The sequence below is a fragment of the Brucella pituitosa genome (genome assembly GCF_003049685.1).
GTDB lineage: Bacteria > Pseudomonadota > Alphaproteobacteria > Rhizobiales > Rhizobiaceae > Brucella > Brucella pituitosa.
On record NZ_PYSY02000002.1, the window covers coordinates 773,338 to 794,421 of the forward strand.

Here is a 21,084-nt window from a genome sequence, read left to right on the forward strand (position 1 = left end):
CAGCGTCCTGAAAGAGAATGCCTTACGTCAATGGTTTCAACGACTTAGAACTAACTGCGCAACTCTTGCGCAATTGCTGGCACGTTTATTTTTGGCGATGGCATTAAGCGGTCTGAAAGCGATTGTGCGGCTTCGGCGTGACCCATGCCTTTTTCAAACGCATGAGTGTAAACTGATAAGGTCGTATCGACCCGCTTATGACCCATTTCTTTTGCCACGATAGGAAGCGCCCAACCAGCATCAACACGCCAGCTTGCCGCAAAGTGCCGAAGGGCATGAAAGTGGAAGGTGGGCTTTCTTTGTTCGGTAGACAGTCCCGCCCGGTATAACAAACCACCCCATAACATCCGGATCGCATCATGCCGGTAGGGCTTGCCCTTTGCGTCGGTGAAAAATAGATCGTCCTTGTTCTGCATCCAAAACGATGCCTTCCAAGCCTTCAACAGATCAATGACATGGGTAGGAACGCCAACTTCGCGATTACCCGATTCTGTCTTCGGACCCTTCAAGCCATCTAAGCGAGACAAGCTTGACCTAACCTTCAGCACTCCGATTTCCATGTCGATGTTTGAAAGCTTTAAACCCAAAATTTCGCCAAGGCGCAAACCGCAGAACGCAGCAGTATGAACGCAACACTGCATTAAAAGATTAGCCCGTGGCCTCCTTCCTACGTACATCGGCATTGCCGCCGCTTCCAAAAGCTTTTTTATGTCATCAGTCGATAGAGTTGCGATTGGCTTTGAAACAGCGCCCCGCGTCTCGTGGAACAGGTCTATGAGCGGGTTACGTACAGCCCATTTTCGCCTTATGGCAAACTCGAAAATTCCTTTCAGCACCGTTTCAAACTGCCGGGCGGAAACTGGGGCCACTTTCTTTTCAGTGATCAGCTTTCCATGCCAATCAGAAAGAACTTCCAGGTTCACTTCGGAAAGCTTCAGATGTCCAAGGGCTGGCAAGATGTGCCGTCTCACATCCTTGGCGACCTTATAGTGGTAGGTCTTTCCGATGATGCCAGATTTAAGCCGCTGGTCCTGCCATCTCATGTATTCTTTAGCGACGTATTCAACCGAGAACTTGCCGGATTCCGCGACATGCAAACCGGCGTTCAATTCCGTTTCAATTTTGGACCTGTGCGCGTCCGCATCTTTCTTCTTGTCAAAAGACTTGGAACGGTGCTTGCCGCCCTGATCGACGTAACGCACTTCCCACGCCGATTTCCTGACGCCGTTGTATTCCCACTCGCGTTTTCTAACGCTCGCCATTTCATTCTCCTTCTTGTGAAAACGTAGCCCTGACCGGCAATAAAGCCGATCAGGAAGCCTAAAGGCTGGTTAGTGACGTTTGGAACCCAACGCCCATGCGTATTGGATCAATCGGTCTTCGGGCATCGTGATTGCCAACTCGCCGTCTTGGTACAAATCCCACATGCTAAGATGTTCGTTGTACCGGCCAATCTCGAACAGTTTCCCGCTCATCATGATCGTGGCCCCGACTTTAAAATCGTCGCGTCCTATGTTTCGATAGATGACGCGCGGCGCTGGCTGGTTAGATGGCCCTTTGTCTTGAAGGGTAGCCACAACTGCCCCGGCTTCGGAGCAATGGCGAAGCTGGCGTTGTATCTCGAACTGCAACAATTTTTCGGTTGTTCCGACATCATCCGGCAATCGGCACCACTTGCGTAGCATCCGAAGTTCATCAGCCACCGAGTCGGCCAGAGCTTCCAATATCTCGGTTGACTGTCTAATGTCGTGAATTGCGCCATCCAGTGAACAAAGGTCGGTCATGCCGCACCGCCAATCGTACGAGGGCCACATGGCCAATGGGGCAGTCTAATGATGACCACGATCATTTTTTGCTCGCCACGGCTAAAATTCAGCGCAACAAACAGCATGGTTTCAAAGTGTTTCATGGTCATGCGCGCGCCTCCCAATATTCGCGGGTCGCGCCGTCATACGTCTCTTCTTCGTAGCCACCCTCTTCGTCGGGTTCGAAGTCAGATTCGTCGTCTTCTATGTCCGACAGGCAAAGCTCAAGCTCATCGCCGCGAAAGCTGGATGCCACGCCAAACTGGCTGCCGGCAAAATTGCTTTCAAGCGGCTCATGTTCAAGATCACAATCGCCGTCGATCTGATCAAGGATTGAAATCAAGCGCTCAATCTCGTCGGCAATGCTTCGCCTGACGAATTGCACGTTCATGCCCGCAATATGTGCGGGCGCAATAGTTGGATGATTCATTGTAGTCTCGCGGTAAGACCGAACATGTCTGCTTCTCAGGGCTTTCATGCCGGGTAAGCCAGTGAACAGCACTGGCGCCGGGAGTCTGAGAACATGTCCGCGAGAACATGCGCCATGGCCTTCGTTATTGAGGTCAAGATTTCTCTTGACGCACCGTGGCACTCCCGGCAATAGTATGCCGGTCACGCCCACGGCAAAGGGGCGCGTCATTATTCGGAACACATCTAGCCCGGCAAGGCCGATCTGTTCCTATCGCGGATGAAGCCCTATCCCCGGCAAGGGACGGCTTCGAGAGTTCTCAGGCTCCGTGAACACACTTACCGAAAACATTCTTAATTTCAAGTGAATCCATCCCCTTTCGGGGAAGCATTCGCCTATGCTATTGCTCGCCCTGTCTAAATGGGGAATGTTATGAAGCGTATAATCGTTGTTTTGAGCCTACTGACGGCAACTATCGCGCATGCTGATGATAAGACGGACAAAGATAAAGTCTGCACCTCTTGGGGTGGCCTTGCCGCAAAAATCATGGAGCTTCGACAAGACGAGGCACCAATGAGCCGGGTGATCGAGCTTATTGATTCTGATGGCGACAACCCGGTAACGAGGCACATCATCAATCAAGCATATGAACAGCAAGCATTTGAATCCCCAGGCAATCAAAAGCGCGCCGTTGATGCTTTCCGTAACAAAATCGAACTTCAATGTTTTAAGTCAGCGAATTGAGGCGTCTAATGACAACCGCATACCCACGCAACATTATCGGACATGTTGACGATCTCAGCGACGCAATGAAGGCGGCCAAGACTATCGACGAGATTGAAAAATCGTGGCTGCATTTTCATCTCATTGAATCGCATATCGAGCGCACTTGGCCCAACGATCGGCGTTTAATGGACACGTTGCGCCGTCTGAAAAGCGGGCTTTCACAATACACTCGCGATTTCAGAGAAGGACTACCCTCGCCTTACAGTGGATGGAGAGCCGATCTTTCGTCGCTGCGATCACAGGTTAGCCCGCAATACGACAAGGATGGTTGGCCTAAATAAAGAACTGCTCGCTCATATTGCATTCAGCCATTAAAAAAGCGCCTAACAGCGCTGTCATTTTATTCATCAATTTGAACAATGTGCTGTTCCAGGTGCGTATAGAAAGCAGCGAAATCTAACTTATGCGCTATAACACCAGTAAAGATCTTTGCCGTCTCTTCTGTGTCAGGCACATGAAAATCATAACCGTGAAATTGCATGAATGTTCTTCCCGCAATAAATCCGGTACGTTTATTTCCCTGCATAAAAGCATGTGCGCCTGCAATTGACACCATATACTCGACACCGAGAACAACAACATTCTCTTCGCTATTATAAGCCCATTCAGAATATGGCCTCGATAACGCGCCTTCTAACTTCCCTATATCGAGCAAAGAATATGGCTCGCCGCTAGTTTTAACAACGTGCTGATTGATTTCACAAACGTCGCGAGAAGCGAGCCAATTGAAGCTATTTTGCAAGTTCAGCCATAATCCGTGGATAGCGTTTAAAAGTATCTTCGCATACGGATTTGATCGTTACCTGATTCTTAACGGGACGAGGAGGAAATTTATTTTCCTTCTTCGAACTTCCCACATCAGTATGACTGGTGGTGAAGCATGCTATAACCTGTGGCATGGTCTGCTCCTTTCCACATTGTAAACGCATTGAACGGCAGATGGGTTTCCAAAAATCAACCGTTTGTTGAATATGTATAAGGGTACAAAATATCTGTCTGTCAAGACTTGATTTATGAGTCAAAATATGTTACGAAGGCTCTGTCTTCTTCAGTAGCCTTCTATGTACGGCAGAGCATGCAAAAAAATAATTAACAGACATTCAATTTCAGTCAAAATAATAAGAAATTTACAAGAAACTTGCCCAACGCATTAATTAAAAAATTAATCATTTTTATAGATTGAGCAACAAACCATTTTGCAAATGTTTGCAATTTTTACGATTCGAGATGAAACGGCCCGAAGGCCGCCCCTATCATCCATACCTTTGCATAAGCTCAGCTAGTTCATCCTGATCAGGTGGCGCCACATCAGCCCCGCCGCCTTGTGCTGTATTCCAGCCTTCGAGATATTGATTGAACTGCCACATGGTCATGTCGGAAAGGTCGGCAGGCTTTAGCCCGATTGCTCCCGCTGTCTGATAAATATCAGCGCTGGAAAAATCCGGGTCCGACTTCCCTTTCTTTTCTTCGCTAATCGAGCCGTCTGGCGCAGATATGCAAACCGCAATCAAAGCCCTGCATAGATCACGAACACGACGCGCCATAGACGGCCCATAGTGAGCCGTCAGCAAGCGTTCTGATTTAGATGGACGCATACCGCCGCCGACCAATGAAACGCTCAGGACGCGCCGGACTTCGGCAAGCTGATACGTTTCATTCGCCAACCTATCCCACAGGCCAGCAATGCCGCCGTCAACATTACTATCGGTGTCGATGTAACCGGCCACCGTCAAGCGCAAGGAATGCACCTGACCAGCGAGAGGGGCGCTCAAATAGCCGATCATCGTACAATACCCCGCCGTGCAGCTTCACGGCTGTCTCGTCCGAAGCGCAGCGATGCGCTCTTGTCGTAACGCTTGATCTCTCGCTCGCTCATCTGCTGCGATACGCCTCTCACATAAGCTTCCAGATTGCCGTTTTTATCGACACTCACACCAACATCCACTCCGACATCAACCTTGCTCTGTGTTGCACCGCCCGTCTGTGCCTGACCTGCAGGCTGGCGAAGCGCCTTAGCTATGTTCGTATTCGAGATGACCTGCGAACCACGTGGAATATTCAGAAGCTCTGGTCCCTGCTCACCGATCAAAGACAATCCGCCTGGCGCTGAATTTGTACCTTTTGCGAACTTTGGAATAGGCGGGAAATAGTTCGTGCCGAAACCCGATCCACCCCCAAACAAGCCGCCGAAGATATTGCCAAATCCACCACCGCCGAATAGAGCGTCAAGGCCGCTATTCAAGAAACGATCAGCCAGACGCCCGATAGCATCAGCGAGAACGTCAGTTGCCTTGGCGCCAGATAGAAGGCCAGAAACAAGCGTGCCAGCGAACTCCCGTCCAGCGTCGTTCAATTCTGCTAGTTGTTCCTGTGCCTTATCCCACGCCTCATTCTGCTTATGTGTGCTTTCGACCAGCGCTTCGATTTTCTGCTTTTGTGTCTCGGTCGCAGCAGCACCCGCATGACGAACGGCGATCATTTTCTGTTTTTCGACTGCAGATTTGCCGACAAGGCTGGCCTCGAATTCAAGGTCCGAAATCAATTTCAGAACGGCCTTGGCTTCACGTTCTGCCGCCTTGGCCGCTTGATCGCGATCCCGCGTGGCGTCCGACTTGCCGCCCTTTGAGCTGCTGCTGTCTGGCAGAATGTAAGGCTTGACGGGCGACTGGTCAGGAACAACTGGAGTCGATAGGCTTTTGCGACGTTCAAGCTCATTGTTCAGTTCTTTTTCGCGAGCGGTAATACCTGCGATCTGCGCCTCTTTGCTTTTACCAAAAACCCAGCCGACATTATCTTGTGCACTTCCGGCCTCAATAGTATTGGCACGCTCGCGCTGCTTCTGAAGGAGATCAAGCTCGGATCTAATGCCCGCCACGCTCTTGTTATTCAGCTCATTCCACGAACTGATAAACGCTGACAGAGCGCCAACCGCATCAACAATCGCCGCCTTAAGCGTCGAACCGATAGTGGTCGCGATCTGGTTGAACTTCTTATCAACTTCCTCGGCTCGCCGGATGAAATTCTCATCCATGATGCCGCCCATCTTTTGGGCTTCATTCAATGAGGCTTCAATGCCGGCGCGACCCTGTTCTATGAGTCTGACGAACTGTTCGCCGCCCTGACCGCCAAGCAATTCATCAAAAATGCGAACGCCTGCGGCGGTGTCTTTTAAGCGTCTGGTCCGATCGATCAGTTCGAGCATCAAGTCGCTTGGATTCTTGATACGCTCTTTGACTTCATCGGGAGACATGCCGAGTTTTGCAAATGCTTCGGCGGCCGACCCTTTGCCGGTCTTGGCGTATTCATCACCACGGATTGCGAGCTCTTTAAAGGAATCGACAAGCGCATCGACGCTGATACGGTTCTCATCTGCTACCCGCCGCCAAAGCTGGAACGACTCCACCTTAAGGCCTGCGGTCTTGGCTTCGTCTCCCAGCGCGATGATTGATTTCATCGCAGTATTGACTGAAGCAGTAATCGCTCCAAAGCCCAGCCCACCAATGCCGAACTTGGCAAGGGCCATGTTCATGCCCTTGGATGCACCCTGCATTGCTTTCTGCATCGCGTCGGAGTTTTTCTTTGCGCTGTCGGTCATCGCCTTAAAGCGCTTTTCAGTCGTCCGCTGCGCTCGCGCCATGCCTTTTTCAAGATCATTGATACGGGCCTCAACGGCAATAACTAGTTTTTCTTCATCGGTGCGGGCCATCTAACGCCTTCCCAAAATGCGCAGCCCTGTCGGACGCGCTGATTTATCTGAATAGATCGACATCTGATCATTGCCGAACGATGCCCGGTCGACGGCCATCCACGTTGCAAAGCAACCGTCAATGCGATCTGTTGAAAGCCCTTTATGCAGGGTTCGATTGCCGTTGCTGTCGACGTGAACTTCAGCGTTCTCGAAGTTCCACCGCAGAATAGGATTGCCGTTATGTCGGAACTTGCGGCTAAGAATTGCGGCTTCAAGCCGGTTTAGCGCGGGCGACTGCGTGACCCATCCCTGTTGTAGAGTTACAACAGGGTGATGCGACTTTTCCAAGCTTTTCATAAGCAGGAACGCGTAAGCCTTATCAAACGCAATCTCTTGAACTTTGAAGCGTTCGCAAATGTCGCGAATATATCGCTCTACCATTTCCTGATCGATCACGGGTCCCGGCGTCGGAGTGATCAAACCCTGTTCGGCCCAATGCCTATACGGCACGCCATCACGTTCGGATTTGCGCGTGATGCCGTCCTCTGGACAGAAGAAATGAGGATGCACGATATAGCCGCCCTCGCCGTCTCGCCAAGCTGCAACGATAGCGGTCAAGTCAGTGGTCGTGCTCATATCCACGCCCAGCCAGCAAGGCCGGTTTTGAAGCTCATCCAGATCGACTTTGCCGCGGCAAGAATCCCATTCTGTCATGTCAAGGAAAGGCGAAGTTGCCGTGTCCATCCACATATTCAGATGGTCGTTCTTGAACTTGTCGCGAAGCGCTGGCCGCTCTTTGGCTTCCTTTGCTTCCTGCCTCAGACTTTCAAGGTCGGGATATTCCGGCAAGCCGGGGTTAACACGGTGCCATACTTCTTCGTCCTGCCAATCCGCGTCTTTCGGCGTTTCAAGTAGAATAGGAAGAGTGCCAGGATCATCGTCGACCTCGCCTGTCGCAACCTTGCGGGCATAGTCAAATACCTCGAAAGCTACATTTTCTTGTCCGCGGCCCGCCTGCGAAATCACAACGGAAAGTGTGTTTTTCGTTTTACCAAGGCCGGTTCGCATGACGTCATATAGCGAGCGCGAAGGCCAGCAATGGATTTCATCGAACAAGCACATGGCCGGGGTGGCACCATTGCGCGCTTTGGCGTCTGACGACACGGCACGAAATGAGGAGCGTGATGTTTTGTGCTTAAAGCGGTGGCGGCTGTCGGTTATAGTGACCTTGCTGCGCAAGCGCTTGTTCATATCGATAATGCCGACAGCTTCTTCAAACGCGATACGGGCCTGTTCTCGATCATAGGCGCAAGCAATCACCTGACCATATGGGCGACGTTCAGGCCCGATTGAATGAAGCAATGCAAGTGCTGCGCCAAGCGTTGTCTTGCGGCAACCGCGTGGCAACATCATAACGACGTTGCGAACGATGCGGTGCCCGTTTGGATGACAAGGGCCGTAGATGCGCCTGACAATCCTTTCCATCCACGGATCAAGTTGAAAGGCTTTACCGCTGATCGGATGCTTGAGAAAGCGGATCGCCTGCACCGCTCTCTCGCCATATCCGAAACTGTCTTCAATCGGTGAATCGTCAAACACCCACGCGGGCCAGCTATCCGAAGCCTTTGGCGTCAAGTTCGTCATTATCATCACCAGTATCTCGAATTGAAGGGCGGGATCGCGACGTAGGTGACAGGCCATACTGGTCACCGATCTGTCGGGCCGTGGTCATGGCCTTATCCTGTGCGCGATAAAGAGCTGGATCGAAGCCGTCGCCCATTTTGCGGATTGCGCGCCCAAGCCTTTCGACAGTGCCCATTGCTATGCAGAAGTTTCTCAATCCCGGCATGTCAGCGGCAGTCAAAACTTTGCGCTCGACAAGATCAGGCATTATTTCGCGCCATATACGCTTTGCATACTTATCGAGCGTGGAAGGCGGGGGCGGAACAATATCTAGCGCGTTCGCGGCGGCCACAATCCCGGCCTTACGTCCAGCAGCCATTAAAGCGCCTCCATGTAAGCTTTAACGGCCATACGGGCGCGATTGACTCCCTGCACATCGTCGCGGCTGAAATCAGTGCTTTCAATGCGCAGATCAATCAGATTGAAGCCAGACACCGGCACATCCTTCTTATGAAGCAACTGCCAGACTTCGCCCGCGATCAACTTGACCTCTTTGTAATTCTCTTCGTCAGACCAGCAGTCGATTTGAAAATAGACATCGAAGCCGTCAACACAGTCCACGTCGTCTGGCAGCACTTGGCCGGAACCGATGCTGATGCGCGGAAAAATCCCCGGCGTTACCTTGTCAAAGACAGCAGGCCCGGCGGCGGTCTTATTATCAAGCTCGCGGACGATGGCGACTTGCAGCGCATATGAAGGTTCGCTCATTTTCGCTCCACCAGCAGCTCTATGAATTGCCGCTTCTCATCCATATTTCCCGCGGACTTAATCGAGTATTCGCGCTTGTCTTCGTCGTATAGCTTCCAGCTGTTGGTCACATTGGCGATTTCGGGCTGCCATGGGATCGTGACGATGAAAGGCTGAACACCAGTCAGGCGCGCAGCTATAACCGTCTCGCTGCCCTTCATGGGCTGCATTCGCGCCCAGAAAGGCCCGTGCTTTATATCTTCATAGATCGGGCCGCCGCCTTCGTCCTTTTCGCCGGTCCAGCCGTAAAACGTCAGCGTGACCATGCGGTCACGTTGGCCGATGGTTGTCTTCATGTGGCGGTTTCCTTCAATGCTTTGCGGGCAGCGCGGCGCAATGCTGCCTTGGTCTTCTTCCGCTTCAATCGAATGGCTGGAAAGAAGAAGGGCTGCGCCTCGTTCTTCTCGGTGCCCCACTCAACAAGGTGCGCATATCTGACCTTGCTGTTGCCAGCGGTGATCATATAAACGCCTTCAGGAACCGTCTGCGAACCGCCCGGCTGACTATGAGGCGGGGTAGTATGCCCCGGCCCTGTAACAGTGATGCTTTCCTTCAGGTCGCCATCATCGACAGGCGCGAAGTTGCGTATCTGATCAGCAATTTCGTTTGCAGCCGTTTCGGTTTCGGCCATCAGGCGTTCGCGCATCGCTTCAGGAATACGCGCCAGCCTGTCTTTCAAGTTGCGAAGCTGCGCGTCATACTTAGGCTGCGCCATTGGCAAACCTCCTGTAGCGATACGTCCGCAGAAGATCGTCAAAACTGTTAGGCATTGCCGCCATGCTGCCGTCGATCGCAGCGCCGCGCCATTCATAGAAATGAACGGTAAGTTTCACCCACGCCTCAATCAAACCGGCTGGCGCGCCGCCTTCGATGCTTTCCAGCTTGCAGCCGATAATTTCTTCGATATAATCTTTCGCAGCCGCAATTTTTCGCGTGATCAACGCGTCTTCAAAATTATGCGTGATGCGCAGTTCAGCCTTCACATCGGCCAGCGAAATTTCCATTTTTAAAAACTCCAATTGGAAAAAAACTCACGCGATTGCCCCCCCACGTTCCCTCAAGGATCGGCAAAAGTTGACGACTACCCCCGGGTACTACGTGCAAAACCTTGATCCCGGGCTGTTCGGCGTGAGTGACAGGACTTGCAAAGTGCCCGCAAATTCGACCATTCCAGCCTCAATTCGGGTGCTTCTTTGATACTTTTGATATGATCTGCTTCGGTTGCAGGCGCTTCACACCCGTCTGCGGTACAGTACGGATTAGCGAGCAGGAAGGCTTTGCGCAGCCTGCGCCATGCGCCGTCATAACCCTGCTTGGAAGCCGATGGCCGCGCCCGGTCCATTGCTCGCTTGCGTTCAATCGCGCATGAACATGGCTGGCCGTATGGCACGACCTCGCTCCCACACGCGCAGACGCGCGGTATACCTGAATTCATTAGTTCCTCGTGATAAGTAAGAGGGTGACAGCATCACGCTGCCACCCAATGCGCCCTTGTGCCTTAGGAGTACGGCCGGTGCGCTGGACCGCATCACCTTGACCCTCTGACAACATGTTGCAGCGGCAGGGAGGTGATTTCGCGTTATCGGACAGGCCCGTGAGCCACGCTCAAAGCGTAGGCGTTGCCCTCATTATGCGCCGCTTAAACTTCGTCGACGAAAGTGAGGACATCAGCAGCCGTAAAGGTCGCGCTGAATTCCATATTTTGCTCGACATCACCCGTGAACTCGAAATCGGTCACAAACCACGGGCCGGTGTAAGTGCCATCACCGGGCACAATAACCTTGGCGTTGAACACTTCCGCATTGCGGACATAGTTCAAGAATGCCTTAGTTTCAGCACCTGCAATGAAGGCACCAGCGCCGTTGAACGTGCGGCTCGAAATGCCGGGTTCGCTGGTCTTCTGGACTGGACCGTCAGGATTTTCACAAGGCGGCACTGTCGTGTCTATTTCCGTGGTGCTCATATTGAATGAGCGAGTCTTGATGCCGCAGAGCGACTTGAAGACTTCAGGTGTTGCTCCGTCGCCAATCTGGATCAGGAGCATACGGCCTTTCTTCTGTTTACCCGCCATGATTAAGCACCTACCGGGCGAGCATGAGCGCCAGCAAGCACAGCCACAGCACCAGCAGCAATTGACGTGCCGCCAGCCTTGGTAAGCACAAGGCGCGTATAACGCTTGTGGCCCCAATAGCCGAGCTTATAGGCGCTGGTTGCTTCCAGCGTGTCAGGTGCTTCACCAATAATCCACTTCGGATCAACGTCAGCAAAATCGGCCGGCGTGATAGTGTCGGAGTCCTGCACCTTGAAGGTGAAATCGCCATCGGCTGCGATTGCGCCCGTGTTTACGACGTAAGTCACCTTCTCAAAGCCCTTGCGGTCAATGACGGTACCAGTTGCATTTGCCGCCTGCACAGCAGGAGCGAGCGCCGAAAAGACGGCGATATTGTTTGCGAGATCGCGCATTGAATAACCCTTATCTGGATAAGAAAAGGGCCGCCGATTGGCAGCCCTTAATGAAATGAAATGATGTGCCGATTACGACTTCATCTTGAACTTGCGCAGCGCCTTCGGCTTCACAACGCCAGCGCCAAGACGCTTGCGAACGTGGAAGCGCGTCATGCCTTCCTCAGCACGCTTGAACGGATTGACGAGGACTTCCATGTCAACACGGTCATAGATGCGGTAGCCTTCGTTGAGATCGCCATAGACGATTGGAACCGCACCGGCTGCAGCGTCTGGCATGTCGAGCAGTTCAATCACTGGACGGCCCAGAAGCGTTTCGGGCTGGCCTGCCTGGTATGAAGGCTGCCAGAGGAAGTTGCCCTGACCATCCTTCAGCGTGCGCAGCTTGCCAAGCGTGGTGCCGTTCATCATCCAGCCGCCGTCATTGCGGTAATAAGCAGGATGCGAATAGAGCATCGCAATCAGTGCATCGGCGTTGATGTTCGTCGCATGATCATTGTCGAACACCGCAATGTCATCGCGCGTCAGGAAGCCTTCCGGCTGCTTGACGCCAGTGCCGTGAACGAATGCATAGCCTTCCTTCACACCAAGATCTTCCGCAAAAGCCATGCGGACTTCGGCTTCAACGTCAATCGCCGCATCTTCCAGAAGCTGGTTCGATACGTCGACATACGTGTTGATCTCGTGGATCGGGATTTCTACTTCGCGGAAATCGAATGTCGATTCCTCTTGCGTTTCGAGCTCGCCTTTCCACTTGGCGTTCGTGGTGCCGACACGGCCCGGCAGGATCACCGAGTTATTGCCAGTTGAGCCGACGTGCGCATAATCCCGAACAGGTGAAAACTCGACGATTTCGCGCAGCATCTCGTTGACAAACTCAGGAGGGGCAACATAACCGCCCTTAGTGTCATTGCCCTTAACCAGCGATTTCGTTGCAAGTGCCGCACGCTCACCGTGTCGCAGATAATCCGCGAACGCCTTACGCTTCATTTCTGCAGGGTTTTCCTGCTGACGAATAACGCCCGGACGCGCCGACTTGATCGTCAGCTTGGAAAGCGACTTTTCGATATTCTCGGTGGTTTCTTCTACATTGCCGATAGACGACTTGATTTCAGCCACATCGGTTTCCAGTGACGTCACACGATCTTCCAGCGTGCTTTCTTCGATGACTTCCTCAATGACCTGTTCGATGTTGTCATTGTCGGATTCAAGTTCTTTGCGCACGATGCGCTTAACAGCAGCTTTTGCCATTGTTGTACCTTTCCGGCTCTTGGCCGATTTAACTGTGATGATTTTCGCGCCCTTGTGAGCAGGAACGCTGACAAGGCTGATCTCGGCCAACTCGGCTTCGAGAATATTGTCGCCGCCGAATTCATTTGGTTCCACCACAAGGGGCAGGAAACCAAGCGATAGGCCAGACAAGCTTTTGGATTTGACGAGGCTATAGGCTTCAGCAGCGCGTGGAATTTCCTTGACCAGCATCTTGCCGACCACTTCAATGCCACGGCTCGTTTCGGCGATGGATGACCAGCCGCCGAGCACTTCGCTTTGATCGTGCTGCCAAAGCATCGGGATTGTTCCGCGCAGTCTTAACGCGCCTTCCCCGATAACATCGCCTTCACTGTCGGGCGAACCGAACGGCCAAGCAATGCCTGTAATAGTTCCCTCATCATCGACCGAAAGGCTCGCCGCCTTGAGGGTCAATTTACGCATTACGCCTCGCTGGTGCCGAAAAACGCCACATTGAGAATGTCGGAAGCCAATGCCGCACTATCGCCAAGCGGTCGCGGCTTCACATATGTTTCGACCAGATCGTACGCTTTGACGTCATCAGTGCCGCCGCCAATCAGTGCCAGCCTGATAATCTCGGCGATGTGCTTAACGCGCCAATCGCTGTCGAGAATGCCTTTGTGCGTGGCAAACAATGACGTCCGGTTATCACGCTCGAAAGCATGAGCCAGATCATACGTCAGGTCGAAGTCATACGCGCCGTCCGCGAACGGTCGGGTTATTTTAGTTTCGCTCATGAAGCTCACTATCAGTTTGAGGTTTCTTGTCGTCCAGCATTGCGGCAACTGCCGTATCGCTTGTTGTGTTCGGGTTGACGTATTCGTCGCCACCCTCATATGCAGGCAAGTTTTCGCGTGCCCGGCATTCGTTCGGATTCATGATGCGGCTGGTGATTGCCACCGCATACGCCGCCATCCGTTTCGCGGTATCCGCGCGCAGCAGATCGTCCGTCAAGAACTCAGCAAACCATTCGTCTCTCTCTTCTTCCGAAAAGAGCTTCAGCATGATTTCGCCTTCCCATCGCTTGATCCATGACATCAAACAGTAGGTGACAAGCTGGCTGCCCTGCTGTTCGTTATTGGACCAAGTTGCGCGTCCATAATCGTTCAGGAAGATCGGCGGCACCCGGAAGGCGCGGCCGATTTCTTCAACGCAGTACCGGCGAAGCTCTAGAAATTGAGCATCGGTATTTGACATGCCGATCTGCTTAAATGTTGATCCTTCTTCCAGAACAGCAACACCGCCCGCGTTGTCGCCACCGTTGGCTTTCTGCCAACTATCAGCCATTCGGTTAGCAGCATCGTCACCCATTTTGCCGGGGTGCTCGATCACACCGCCTGGCTGCGCTGAATTGCGGAACAACACCGAGCCGTGCTTTTCCAAAGCCAAGGCAAAAGCAATGGCTTCCTTTGCAGCTTCGATCGGACTCTCGCCAGTGATCCCGTCAAAGGTCGGTGCGCGAATATGGATAATGTCCTCGAGATTATAGACCGCTTTAGTGCCTTCGAATTCGTACTCGTATGAAGGCTCCTGCGTCGTCTCATCAATGATGATGCGGACCTTGTCAGGCTGCAAACGGTTCAACTCGACAGGCTTGTTGTCACCATCGCGAAGGATAACGGCATAACCATTTCCCCAGAGCAAAGCGTCCCGCGTGACCATCTCCCGAAATTCGCTGGCAGGGATAAAGTTGTTCACCGACCTTCGCAGCAGATTATGCGCTGGATGCTCGTCAGAGCGCTCCTTGTCGCCTTCATCGTTGCGGTGGTAGGTCTGCACTGGCAACTGGCCTATTGCCTCTGCAATGACCTGCACGGCGCACCTGACGGGCACACAGTTCATGGCATTGCGTGGCGTCACTGAAATGCCAGCCGCTGTAACTCGAATGCCTAGCAACCGCCGCTCGAAATCAGTGGGCGCGGAAAGGCTCTTGCCGGTCAAGCGACCAGCAAGTTTGCGAATAATGTTCATGATTTTCCTTTAGGAAGAAACCGCGCCGCCCGGCCACGAGGAGCAACCGGGCGGGGATCAGTCAGGCTTAATGTTCGCGTACCACCGCGAACGCCGTGACGATCTTTGATTAGGTGGCGTACCAGCGTCCGAAGCCCGTCGCATAATAGACTTTCGACCGTTTTGCCTGGCCGCAAAAAAACCATCCCCGACGCCGCAGCATCGAGGTAGGACAGGTCTAGCCTATCGTCCCAAAGCTCTATCCGTTTAGCGTCCCTACTTCAGGCCGGAAGACGACCTGAATTAGTTGATTGTTAGAAACTCGCCATCGCGATTCATTTTGAATGAGCGGCCCACAAGATCATTTTCATCTTGCAGACTATCAAGTCCGCAAGCTGATAGAAGTTTCCATAGGTCTTTCTGACCAGCGTCTTGTTCGCTTGCGCGGCTCGATTCCAAAACCACGAACACTTCTTCTGACGCATTGCCGTCATAAACGGTATCTAACTTCAGATAAGTACGGCCATTCTCTTTTTCGACGAAGGCACCCATTACCTCATGGACGCGCTCGTAATCAATTTGACTGGCATTCATTCTGAGTTTCCTTTGTTTCTGCTGTTGCTTCCGCTCAGGCTTCACAAATCCTGATGGCGCGTCTTCCAGATGGCGCTCCTGCCCTAACCAATTGGCGAGGGTGTAGCGCGGTGCATCTGGCTTGTTCTGGCGTTCCCATGCCTCACGCCAAGCGTTGGCGGATTCTATTAAGACGGGGTGGTCGGCAGCGGCTGGCGAAAGGGCTTCATATGCCTTGCGCGCTTCTGCCCTGCCCCGCCTGTAACCGTAAGCCTTATAAAGCTCATCAAAACCATCTATCGCCCTTTCCGCGACGGTGGCCTCAAGGCCATCCGTAAGCGGCGGCGAAGCCGGGGCGATATCAATATCTATATCTTGTCTACCGGCCTTTGTAGGCCGGAGACGTATATAGGAGGGGGTATCAGGCGTGACACCTAATAGGGCTGTTTCGGTGTCATCCTTGATACCTAAAGCGTCTAATTCGGTATCATCCCTGATACCCTTTGTTTCAGTGACAGGGATGTCACCCTTTTCAGGGACCATATCAAAATTTGGCTTGTAGACCGTCGAACGGCCCCTGCGTCCCATTGACAGGACGGAAACAAAACCTAGCCTTTCAAGCTTTTTCTTTGCCCTGATCACCGAAGGCCGGGATATGCCTGTATCTTCAATCAGCATTTCATGGCTTGACCATGCGTTGCCGTATTCACCGTGATACCGCTGCACGATTTCACCCAACACTGCACAGTCCGCTTTCGTAGTCTCAGGATGGCGCAATGCCAGCCTTAGAAAGTGCACCTGTTTCCATGCGGCTACATCGTACTTGCGCTTCATGATCAGTTACCGGCGCTTCCTGCCGTTCGGGCCTTGGCTTCCATATCGGCCAGCCATGCTCGCAACGATGTCCGACGGGAGCAGATCGTGCCACCAATCCGAAAGGTCGGTATATGACCCGTTTCAATTCGGTGCCTCGCCTGCTTCTCTGTGATGCCCAAAAAGTTAGCTATCGGGACTGCGCCATAGAGCAGGTCAGCCCCTTCCTTATCCTGTTCCATGATATGCCTCTCTTGCGTAATTTTTGCGCAACCGCGCAGCCGGGATTTTTCGGGAATGGTGGGTAACTTATTGATATAAAACATTATTTCGGTGGAGTATTTTTCGCTATAAGATAGGCCCTAATCAGGGCCTATCTTATTGATATAGCTACACTAAAAACCATTTTCACAGCGTCCTGAAAGAGAATCCCCGCCTGTTCTTTCTTAGCAGCGGCGGCATAAATCTGCGCGCCAGCTTCCTTGTCGGCGATCAACCCGAACAGGCCGACACCGCCAGCGAATGGCGATTTTCCGTTGCCCTTGCCTTCCTCGATGTACGCACGACGAAAACGGCGGGAGCCGTCCTCGCGCTTCCAACCGAACAACGAACCGAGCTTGAATGCTTGCGATGCGTGTAGCTTGAAGGGCTTGCCTTCAAACTGGCCTTCTGACAGCTTCAAACGCTCTTCGAAGAAGCGAAACACACGATCTGCCTCCTCATCGTCAAACCACAGCCCGCGCTCATGCGCTGTCGCCAAATCGTCGAAATGACGCTGGCAAGCGTTTCGAACGTGCGGGCCTGCAATCTCAGTGCCGTCAAGGACAGCTTGCGCGTAAGCGCTCACACGCTCCAGCGCAGGCATATTAGTCAAGCAAATCGTCCTTTTCATCGCCGTCGTCGGCAGTCGCAACTTTCGACGCGTCCGCAGGAGTTGCTCCCATCTGGCCAAGCATCTGACGCAGCAAGTTCATCGCCTGCACGCCAACCTCTTGCCCAGCCATGATGCGGCCCTGAATATTAGCAGCCATACCCACCAGCGTGCGGTGTGACTGATTCAGCCACGGCAGCTCTTTCTCAAAGAGCTTCCACGCCGCCTTGGCTTTAAGCTCTGGAGTGTCCTTCAACCATGCGGGAGGATTGCCGAGCGGGCCATCAGCCTTGACATCGGTGCGGTTTTTGAAGCGCTGCGGGTCTTTCTTGTCTCTCCCCTCGATTTTAGCCTTGCCGAGGGGATTTCTCGGCTTTGCCATTGGGGAAATCCTTCAAGAGGGGTCATATTTTGAATTGCGGATGCGTGTGCTGTGGACCCTCGCCGTTCCGGCATTTTCGACCTTCGTCGACTTTTTGATGCCCCCGGGGGACCGTGATATTTCTGCAACACTTCGCAAAAGTGACATAAATGTTACACCTTCGATGGGAGGACGCATGAAAAATCCCGATTTTTCGGACCACGAGACGGGGTTAGCCATTATAAAAAAAATACTCGTACTGGTTCAAACCGGCCACCCGTCGGCCCCGAAGGTCACGATGTCCTGACCTCGCTCCAAGCGCTGCTTGGTTCGATCGTGGCACGTCTTGCAAAGTGACTGGAGGTTGCCTGCATCCCAGAAAAGGAACTCGTCGCCCTTATGAGCGATGACGTGATCGCAAACCGTCGCCGGTTCGACGTCACCAACCCGTAAGCAGAACATGCAGAGGGGTTGCTCGGTCAGTTGTCGCTCGCGCATTCGCTGCCATCTGGCAGTCTTGTAGCGGCGGAGCCATGTGCGTTGTGGCATGATGTGGAACCAAACATAGAGATCCGGCAAAAAGCACGGGGCTTATCAATGAGCAGTTTCAATTGACAAATACGTTTAGATCGCGCGCCGATGCTTGCAGGCAATCTATACTCATTCCCCACAAAACGGTCTGATCTGTCGAATTATCGTACGGGCGCAAGACATAGGTGCTAGGCTTAAACCAGAGCAAAATGACCTGAACGGATATCTGTGCAGGTTTGGAACAATCCGCTCTGAACAAGAAAGTTTCCGTCATGGCAAAAGGCCAAGTACGCAGTAATCGTGAAGTGCGTAAACCGAAGAAGGATAAATCAGCATCTGCTGAGAAGTCTGCAAGCAAAACAGGAGGTGGCTTCACCACCCAAATCAAAGATACCGAGAAGCAAAAGAAATAATTTAAAGCTCTTGAATAATACTGCCGGATACGAGCTTGAGGTAGGCGTTTACCGCCTGCCTTTTTTATCAAATGAAAACGCCACCGCAAGCCGATTCCAAAGATTGTTGTGCCCGCATTTCACATCGCTCTACCTCTATAAGAGGTGAATGTTAGGTTGCTACATTTTATCAATAGTATATAATTACGAAATGAGAATTTCGGCGAAAAAGGCCTATAAGCTAATTCTTACTGCCGTGCACGTCGATGGGACCCTTATCGAGCCATTCACGGCTAAGGATATACGACGAATAATTTCCGGTTGGCATTATACTGATCACTTTAGTTTCCTCGCGTCGAACTGCGATGGCAAACAACTCGATAACAAAGTTCTGTTCATTCGGGTTGGGCGAGGCAGTTACCGATTGCCCACGCGGCTTACTTCCGCTGAGACCGATTAACTTGGTTGCAGAAGGTCGAGCTTGCCAAATTCCTTAAAAGATAGTTAAATGCAGTTCTGGATAGGAGGTGATATACATGCCTTTTCGGAACGCACGGTATCACGGGACTTTCCGTCCCTCAGACTTAGCCATTCTGCAAAAAGCATACGAAGAATGCTGCGTCTTACTTGATCGATGCCCTACCAGCCATGAAGACAAGGACAGGGTGGCGAGAGCCATAATCCGATCCTTTGAAAGCGGTGTGCGCGATCCAGTCAAAATAGCTGAACAGGTCGCAGTAATCGAAACGCACGTCAGTGTGACGGTGACAAACTACTCCGGCCCAACCGCAGCCGAGCGTGTTGTAGCCCATTCGGAATAGTTAATTGATCGGCGGGGAGGCACTGGCTTTATCGTTGCCAACCTCAACCCGCCGTATCCCGTCTGCCGGAGGAGAAACGGCGCCGGGGATTTGAATTGATTGGCAAGCGCAATGCAGGCGTGCACTGCCTATGTCTGCGAGCCGATGACTGCAGGGGATTGCGCTTGCTTTTCAGATTGACGACTGAATACCGTCGTCAGGTAGTTACGCCCGGTTCATCGCTGACCGAGCGTCTGTCGCTGGCAACAGCCTGTGCGCACAGAACATGGAATGAATTGGAAGTTTGCCTTCCCACTATTACCAACGTTCTGACGGTTTGAGTTTAAACTGACATTTTGAAATCTTGTCGTTCAACTTGGCCAAGGATACCGCGCAGCGTGATAAGCGCGATGTGCACATTTGCACGTCCTGCCCCTGTGGCGATAGCGACACTGCCTCCGATCGTTGCTGCTCCAACCTCTGCATACGTCTTTCCGTCGATGCATGCCAATTCAAACGGCTCACACAAATAACCCAAAGCTGATCGCAGCCTGCAAAGCTTATGCTGAGCATCAATCATCTCGTTGACAGGCACATCGCCCCTCCAAGGCTTCGGCACGTTCGTGTATCCGCTTTCTGATTTTTCAGAAGATAACTGCGTCTCGGAGTCGGTTACGCTTTTCTTGCGGGATGGAATATCAACGCTCGCAGCTTTTGACTGACGCACGTGCTTGTAGGCGACACTTCCGTTCGGGCGCACATGGATGTGTCGGTCAAGCGCTATTCCTTCACCAAGCGTCACAGATGACCCGCCTAGCACCGCGTTGCTTTTAGCCGCCGTGTGAATGCGACGATACATCATGGCATATTTAAGAAGGTCCGTATTACCTTCCCTGATCAGCGCTGTTGCCAACGGCCAAGCGATGTTGTCATTCGCCGCACGACCATCCCAATCGCTACCAATACCTTGCCGCTTATTGATACGGCGACGCAACTTGGCCAACGCTTTCACCTCGCGAGCCCGTTCGACAGGTATGCGATCTCTTGCTGCTTGCCTTTGCTCTGGCGTACGTTCAGGCATGTGTGTTCCATGAATGGCGCTGGTTGCGATGTGTGGCTTGAGATTAAGCTGCGTCATTGATGTTCTCCTCGTGCGGTTTTGGTTGGTTATCGTTCGAAGTTTCCAGCAGCCAGCCTTTAACTAGCCTCACTGCCTGCTCTGCTGCATCACCCTCGGTAACTGCCCTGACGACCACGACGGGAAAGCCAAGAGCATCAAGCAACGGATGGCGGGTTATCTGGCTTGACTCGAGCCTGACCTTGCCGACCTTGTTTTCGATTTGACGCAGCACACCACCGTAGAGATAGATCCGGACGTCTGCTTCTCCCGGCGTCAGCCCTGCAGCTAATGCCTCGGCTCTTGCCTTGGGGCCTCGCTTGGCTGCGTTCTGATCTCCAGCCAGCGTGAATGTACCCGGTCGAACGTCTTTCGCTGTGTGAACGTATTCTGGCAGTCGGCGTAATGCCCGGACCTGTGCAGCTTGCAGTTCCCATTCCAGAGGCAGTGCTGCTTTTGTTGTCACCTTGCCATCGCGTGTCGTGATGATTGTTCGGACGCCATTGATGCGGACGGTCTGGGTTGTGGCTTTTGGCCTTGCTGAAGGTTTGGTGCTGGCTGTGGATTTGAGCTTGCTGGATGACGCGCCTTTCAGCGCACGTCTTCGTGTCATGGCCTCTCCTCGTGTTCATGGTGCGTCAGCTTGGTTTTCTAACAATTCACATCATGGTGGGAGTGACAGGTCGGTCAAGCGTCGACCGGCATAATTTCAACCAACCTCAAATCAGGTTGTATTTTTCAATCGTGAAATTTTCTAAAAAGTGCGTAGTTCTCAAAAGCATAGAACTACGCGCTGCGCGCTTTG

Annotated in this window: 30 protein-coding genes; 4 read left to right on the forward strand and 26 right to left on the reverse strand. The window is 52.6% G+C overall.

The genetic code is table 11. The features are described from left to right. Positions 1–50: 50 nt before the first annotated feature. The 4 genes from C9380_RS15920 to C9380_RS15930 all read right to left on the reverse strand — a co-directional run bounded on the left by C9380_RS15920 (position 51) and on the right by C9380_RS15930 (position 2,235). Positions 51–1,262 carry a tyrosine-type recombinase/integrase gene (locus C9380_RS15920; protein WP_128093995.1) on the reverse strand — a complete coding sequence of 404 codons (1,212 nt, stop codon included), beginning with the start codon at positions 1,260–1,262 and terminating at the stop codon, positions 51–53. Positions 1,263–1,331: 69 nt separating this feature from the next. Next, on the reverse strand, positions 1,332–1,784 hold the full coding sequence (locus C9380_RS15925; protein WP_128093996.1) for a hypothetical protein: 453 nt from the start codon (positions 1,782–1,784) through the stop codon (positions 1,332–1,334). Further along, positions 1,781–1,915: a hypothetical protein gene (locus tag C9380_RS28355; RefSeq protein ID WP_282183930.1), complete on the reverse strand. Its 135-nt coding sequence runs from the start codon at positions 1,913–1,915 to the stop codon at positions 1,781–1,783. The genes C9380_RS15925 and C9380_RS28355 overlap by 4 nt, the downstream gene beginning before the upstream one ends. Then, the gene (locus tag C9380_RS15930; protein ID WP_128093997.1) at positions 1,912–2,235 is read right to left on the reverse strand and encodes a hypothetical protein; all 324 of its coding nucleotides are present in this window, start codon (positions 2,233–2,235) and stop codon (positions 1,912–1,914) included. The genes C9380_RS28355 and C9380_RS15930 overlap by 4 nt, the downstream gene beginning before the upstream one ends. A 411-nt stretch (positions 2,236–2,646) precedes the next feature. Here C9380_RS15930 and C9380_RS15935 point away from each other — a divergent pair, with 411 nt between their 5' ends. Further along, complete coding sequence (locus C9380_RS15935; protein WP_128093998.1) at positions 2,647–2,958, forward strand: hypothetical protein; 312 nt, start codon at positions 2,647–2,649, stop codon at positions 2,956–2,958. Positions 2,959–2,966: 8 nt separating this feature from the next. Further along, positions 2,967–3,281: a hypothetical protein gene (locus tag C9380_RS15940; RefSeq protein WP_128093999.1), complete on the forward strand. Its 315-nt coding sequence runs from the start codon at positions 2,967–2,969 to the stop codon at positions 3,279–3,281. Positions 3,282–3,340: 59 nt separating this feature from the next. On the opposite strand, the gene C9380_RS15945 is transcribed toward C9380_RS15940, so the two are convergent. The 20 genes from C9380_RS15945 to C9380_RS16040 all read right to left on the reverse strand — a co-directional run bounded on the left by C9380_RS15945 (position 3,341) and on the right by C9380_RS16040 (position 17,988). Next, on the reverse strand, positions 3,341–3,742 hold the full coding sequence (locus C9380_RS15945; protein ID WP_164844670.1) for a type II toxin-antitoxin system death-on-curing family toxin: 402 nt from the start codon (positions 3,740–3,742) through the stop codon (positions 3,341–3,343). A gap of 511 nt (positions 3,743–4,253) precedes the next feature. Then, positions 4,254–4,784 (reverse strand): GTA-gp10 family protein, encoded by a 531-nt coding sequence (locus C9380_RS15950; RefSeq protein ID WP_128094001.1) that lies wholly within the window; start codon positions 4,782–4,784, stop codon positions 4,254–4,256. Continuing rightward, the gene (locus tag C9380_RS15955; protein ID WP_128094002.1) at positions 4,781–6,706 is read right to left on the reverse strand and encodes a phage tail tape measure protein; all 1,926 of its coding nucleotides are present in this window, start codon (positions 6,704–6,706) and stop codon (positions 4,781–4,783) included. Before C9380_RS15955 ends, C9380_RS15950 begins: the two co-directional genes overlap by 4 nt. After that, complete coding sequence (locus tag C9380_RS15960) at positions 6,707–8,332, reverse strand: terminase large subunit (protein WP_128094003.1); 1,626 nt, start codon at positions 8,330–8,332, stop codon at positions 6,707–6,709. After that, complete coding sequence (locus C9380_RS15965) at positions 8,301–8,690, reverse strand: P27 family phage terminase small subunit (protein WP_128094004.1); 390 nt, start codon at positions 8,688–8,690, stop codon at positions 8,301–8,303. The genes C9380_RS15960 and C9380_RS15965 overlap by 32 nt, the downstream gene beginning before the upstream one ends. Next, positions 8,690–9,079 carry a DUF3168 domain-containing protein gene (locus C9380_RS15970; RefSeq protein WP_128094005.1) on the reverse strand — a complete coding sequence of 130 codons (390 nt, stop codon included), beginning with the start codon at positions 9,077–9,079 and terminating at the stop codon, positions 8,690–8,692. Before C9380_RS15970 ends, C9380_RS15965 begins: the two co-directional genes overlap by 1 nt. Beyond that, positions 9,076–9,414, reverse strand: coding sequence for a phage head closure protein (locus C9380_RS15975; protein WP_024898798.1), 339 nt, complete (start codon positions 9,412–9,414; stop codon positions 9,076–9,078). Before C9380_RS15975 ends, C9380_RS15970 begins: the two co-directional genes overlap by 4 nt. Further along, positions 9,411–9,833 carry an HK97-gp10 family putative phage morphogenesis protein gene (locus C9380_RS15980; protein ID WP_128094006.1) on the reverse strand — a complete coding sequence of 141 codons (423 nt, stop codon included), beginning with the start codon at positions 9,831–9,833 and terminating at the stop codon, positions 9,411–9,413. The genes C9380_RS15975 and C9380_RS15980 overlap by 4 nt, the downstream gene beginning before the upstream one ends. Continuing rightward, positions 9,820–10,122 carry a head-tail connector protein gene (locus tag C9380_RS15985; RefSeq protein WP_128094007.1) on the reverse strand — a complete coding sequence of 101 codons (303 nt, stop codon included), beginning with the start codon at positions 10,120–10,122 and terminating at the stop codon, positions 9,820–9,822. Before C9380_RS15985 ends, C9380_RS15980 begins: the two co-directional genes overlap by 14 nt. A gap of 77 nt (positions 10,123–10,199) precedes the next feature. Further along, positions 10,200–10,553 carry an HNH endonuclease signature motif containing protein gene (locus C9380_RS28535; protein ID WP_128094008.1) on the reverse strand — a complete coding sequence of 118 codons (354 nt, stop codon included), beginning with the start codon at positions 10,551–10,553 and terminating at the stop codon, positions 10,200–10,202. A 204-nt stretch (positions 10,554–10,757) separates the two neighbouring features. Next, positions 10,758–11,189, reverse strand: a complete 432-nt coding sequence (locus C9380_RS15995) for a phage tail tube protein (protein ID WP_128094009.1) — start codon at positions 11,187–11,189, stop codon at positions 10,758–10,760. Positions 11,190–11,191: 2 nt separating this feature from the next. Further along, the gene (locus C9380_RS16000) at positions 11,192–11,581 is read right to left on the reverse strand and encodes a hypothetical protein (protein WP_128094010.1); all 390 of its coding nucleotides are present in this window, start codon (positions 11,579–11,581) and stop codon (positions 11,192–11,194) included. Between the two features lie 72 nt (positions 11,582–11,653). After that, positions 11,654–13,294 carry a phage major capsid protein gene (locus C9380_RS16005; RefSeq protein ID WP_128094011.1) on the reverse strand — a complete coding sequence of 547 codons (1,641 nt, stop codon included), beginning with the start codon at positions 13,292–13,294 and terminating at the stop codon, positions 11,654–11,656. Continuing rightward, complete coding sequence (locus C9380_RS16010; RefSeq protein ID WP_164844671.1) at positions 13,294–13,608, reverse strand: gene transfer agent family protein; 315 nt, start codon at positions 13,606–13,608, stop codon at positions 13,294–13,296. The genes C9380_RS16005 and C9380_RS16010 overlap by 1 nt, the downstream gene beginning before the upstream one ends. Further along, positions 13,595–14,812, reverse strand: coding sequence for a phage portal protein (locus C9380_RS16015; protein ID WP_164844672.1), 1,218 nt, complete (start codon positions 14,810–14,812; stop codon positions 13,595–13,597). The genes C9380_RS16010 and C9380_RS16015 overlap by 14 nt, the downstream gene beginning before the upstream one ends. A gap of 312 nt (positions 14,813–15,124) precedes the next feature. Continuing rightward, positions 15,125–16,228 (reverse strand): helix-turn-helix domain-containing protein, encoded by a 1,104-nt coding sequence (locus C9380_RS16020; protein ID WP_128094014.1) that lies wholly within the window; start codon positions 16,226–16,228, stop codon positions 15,125–15,127. A 2-nt stretch (positions 16,229–16,230) separates the two neighbouring features. Further along, on the reverse strand, positions 16,231–16,449 hold the full coding sequence (locus C9380_RS16025) for a helix-turn-helix domain-containing protein (protein ID WP_128094015.1): 219 nt from the start codon (positions 16,447–16,449) through the stop codon (positions 16,231–16,233). 131 nt (positions 16,450–16,580) lie between these two features. Continuing rightward, positions 16,581–17,072, reverse strand: a complete 492-nt coding sequence (locus tag C9380_RS16030; RefSeq protein ID WP_247877621.1) for a terminase large subunit domain-containing protein — start codon at positions 17,070–17,072, stop codon at positions 16,581–16,583. A 1-nt stretch (position 17,073) separates the two neighbouring features. After that, positions 17,074–17,460, reverse strand: a complete 387-nt coding sequence (locus C9380_RS16035) for a hypothetical protein (protein WP_128094016.1) — start codon at positions 17,458–17,460, stop codon at positions 17,074–17,076. A gap of 243 nt (positions 17,461–17,703) precedes the next feature. Further along, the gene (locus C9380_RS16040) at positions 17,704–17,988 is read right to left on the reverse strand and encodes an HNH endonuclease (RefSeq protein WP_128094017.1); all 285 of its coding nucleotides are present in this window, start codon (positions 17,986–17,988) and stop codon (positions 17,704–17,706) included. Between the two features lie 218 nt (positions 17,989–18,206). On the opposite strand from C9380_RS16040, the gene C9380_RS26900 reads away from it, so the two are divergent. Together C9380_RS26900 and C9380_RS26905 are read left to right on the forward strand one after the other, a co-directional pair. Beyond that, on the forward strand, positions 18,207–18,383 hold the full coding sequence (locus tag C9380_RS26900) for a hypothetical protein (RefSeq protein WP_164844653.1): 177 nt from the start codon (positions 18,207–18,209) through the stop codon (positions 18,381–18,383). Between the two features lie 964 nt (positions 18,384–19,347). Continuing rightward, positions 19,348–19,503, forward strand: coding sequence for a hypothetical protein (locus C9380_RS26905; RefSeq protein ID WP_164844673.1), 156 nt, complete (start codon positions 19,348–19,350; stop codon positions 19,501–19,503). Positions 19,504–19,505: 2 nt separating this feature from the next. Here the strand turns inward: C9380_RS26905 and C9380_RS16055 are convergent, their stop codons facing one another. Both C9380_RS16055 and C9380_RS16060 read right to left on the reverse strand, forming a co-directional pair. Then, positions 19,506–20,174 (reverse strand): hypothetical protein, encoded by a 669-nt coding sequence (locus C9380_RS16055; protein WP_252869818.1) that lies wholly within the window; start codon positions 20,172–20,174, stop codon positions 19,506–19,508. Positions 20,175–20,286: 112 nt separating this feature from the next. After that, positions 20,287–20,892, reverse strand: coding sequence for a VRR-NUC domain-containing protein (locus C9380_RS16060; protein WP_128094019.1), 606 nt, complete (start codon positions 20,890–20,892; stop codon positions 20,287–20,289). Positions 20,893–21,084 lie beyond the last annotated feature (192 nt).